1 protein-coding gene is annotated in these 2,553 nt (G+C 64.9%); it reads right to left on the bottom strand.

Annotated features, from left to right (window positions below):
* Nucleotides 1–429 precede the first annotated feature (429 nt).
* Nucleotides 430–1,680: a protein-glutamine gamma-glutamyltransferase gene (locus ACWGIU_RS35220; protein WP_453712167.1), complete on the bottom strand. Its 1,251-nt coding sequence runs from the start codon at nt 1,678–1,680 to the stop codon at nt 430–432.
* Nucleotides 1,681–2,553 lie beyond the last annotated feature (873 nt).

Raw genomic sequence — 2,553 nt, 5'->3', positions numbered from 1 at the left:
TCCCCGGCGGGCGCACGACGCCGGCTACGGCACCTCGCCGCGTTGTCGGAACGCCCGAATACGCCCAGTATGGGGGCGCCCCTCCGCCTTGCGATACAGCGCATCTGACGCCGTGCGCTGATCCACCGGGGATTACGGGACAGCCCTTAGCCGGCGAGGTGTCCCCGGCTGCGGAGAGCTCGTTGGCGAGGTCGGTGCGACGCGGCCGGCGCTGCCCACGATGCCGATGCTGGTCAGCGGCGATGCTTCTTGCGGTATCGGAGTGGCAAGTGCGGAGACTGCAGGTCAAGCGATCGGCGAGAGGGCCTTGAGGGGCCGCCGGGCTTCCGGCCCGCGATGCGACCGTCATCCCCACGGAGGTACCGGCCGCCTCCCCTGTCGTCAGTACGACAGGGGAGGCGAGTTACGCCGGTCCGGTGGGGCGGGGGGTTACGGCCAGCCCTGCTTCACCTTAGCGGGGGCAGTGTTCCAATTCTTGGGTATGAAGGTGACGATGTAGGTTCCACGGTCGAAGTCGGCGTAGCCGCTGGACCAGCTGCGGAACTTGCTCTCGTATACTTGCATGGGCCCCATGGCGCCGCCGGGCGAGTGGTAGTGGTTGGCGTGGGTCCATATGGTGTTGTCGGGGTTTGCTTCTTTCTGATCCCCGAACCAACCGTAGTCGAAGTTGACGTAGCTCTCGCCGGGCTTGGCGGGGCTGCGCGGGGTGTTCCTGTCCTTCGACATGTCGACCAGGCCCGTGTTCTGGTTGGGACGGAAGGCGTCCGGGTCGCCGTACCTCCTCTTGTCGGAGGGGTTCTTGGGGTCCTGTCCGCTCCAGAAGTGCTTCGAGTAGATGACCGCCTTCATCTTGGACGGGTCGTAGTTGCCCCCGTTCCTGTCCTTGAAGGCCGGTGTGCTCCTCAGGGCTGCATAAAAGCTCGAACGGCTGTCTTCTTTGGACAGAGCGTCGTTGTTTTTCGTGAGCTCTGCCTTGAGGTTGCTCAGATAGGTCCCCTCGTCGGGGGCGTTCTCCAGGGCCTTGTTCATGACGGATGCCACATCACGAGCCCGGTTGAACCCCTTTGTCTCGTCGAAGCTCTGCTTGGCGATGCGCCCCTCGAACTCGGCCCGCGTCTCGCCCGATCGTGGGCCGGTGGTCTCCAGAGCGTCGTACTTGTTCTGGTCAAAGGACGCGAAGGCCAGCTTGTTCGTCGGGTAGGGGCCTGAATTGACCCAGGTGACGCCGACGCACCCGTAGGACAGCTGCTCCCGCTGCTCTTCGGTCATCTGCTGAGGTTTGCCGTCGCGGTGGCTGTAGGCCTGCTGCCACTTGCGTATGTAGTTGCTGATGCCGGTAGTGGCCCTGTCGCCGTGGGCCCGGTAGGCGTCAGGCATGCTGTCGAGCGCTTCGGCGGGAGGGGTGACCCTGTCGCCAGCCGATGCGGGGGCCCTGAGGGACTCGGTGGCACTCGGTGGCAACCCTCCCGTCGGGTTGTCGGGCTGACCCAGATTCAGAGCCTTCTCGTTCAGTGCGTTGATGTGCCCGATGTCATCCACTGTCAGGCCGTGCTTTTCGGCGTAGGACCGGTTCTCGCCGTCGGCGCTGCCGGCTGCCTGGCTGACCGATGGCGTGAGGCCAGCGGTGCACATCACTACGCCCACCGTGGTGAGGGCGAGAAACCCCGAGCGTTTGTACATGGAGATCAAGAACTCCTTTGATAGTGGAATTTCGTGAATGCGGGGAATGCGAGAGACCGGCACGGCGGAGAGGACGCGGCGAGCCGCTGATCGGCCATGGCCGCGCACACCTGCGTCGTTGCGCCGTGGAGCGGTAGAACGCCGGCACAAGGAGAGGCGGTGGACGCGCGAAACGGCCGTGGCCCTGCGACCGTTGGCAGTTGACGGGCGGATGGCCATGTCTTGCTCGGCCGAACGGGGCTGCCGTCGTCAGAGCTGGCTCTGCCCAGCCCGTTCGGGCCGGGTCAGCTGCATCAGGCCAGGTGATGACGACGCGTGTCAGACCGCGTGGTCTGCGTCGGCGCAGTAGCGGAGCCCGGCATGCGGGACGGCGTACATGAAGCCGTGCCGCCAGGCGGACCCGCTCGGAGTGAACGGTCGTGCCACGCAGATGTCGTAGCTCGGGAGAAGCTGAGAACCTCCTGCACGGGGGCTGAGACGGAAAGTTTCCCGGAGTTCCTCCGCGTGGCTTTGCAGGTGAGTTTCACAAACGTCCGTCACTCGGAAACCAGAAACCAGAAGCCTGAACTCTGGCGCCGGGGTTGGAGGTACTGAAGGCGGCCGGCAGACCGTCCAGCCTCATTGCGTGGAAGGGGTTTGCTATCACATCTCGACTCCCGGGTGGTTAGTCGGGTTGTACGAGAAGCGATCATGGCCCGCTGCCAACTCCCCGACAACACCGCGGCTTCAAAACCGGCCACGCTATCCAATAGGTCGGTATTCGGTCATCAAGGCGGGCGAGCCGGGCATCGGGACACGTAGCGGCAGCGTTTTCCTGCCCGTGGCGTACGGCCCGCGGCGAGACCGGCAACGGTGACCTCGGGAGTCCTGAGG

The sequence above is a fragment of the Streptomyces sp. NPDC054840 genome, assembly GCF_053611065.1.
Note: the sequence above shows the minus strand (reverse complement) of the source record. Positions and strands in the feature narration are given on the sequence as shown.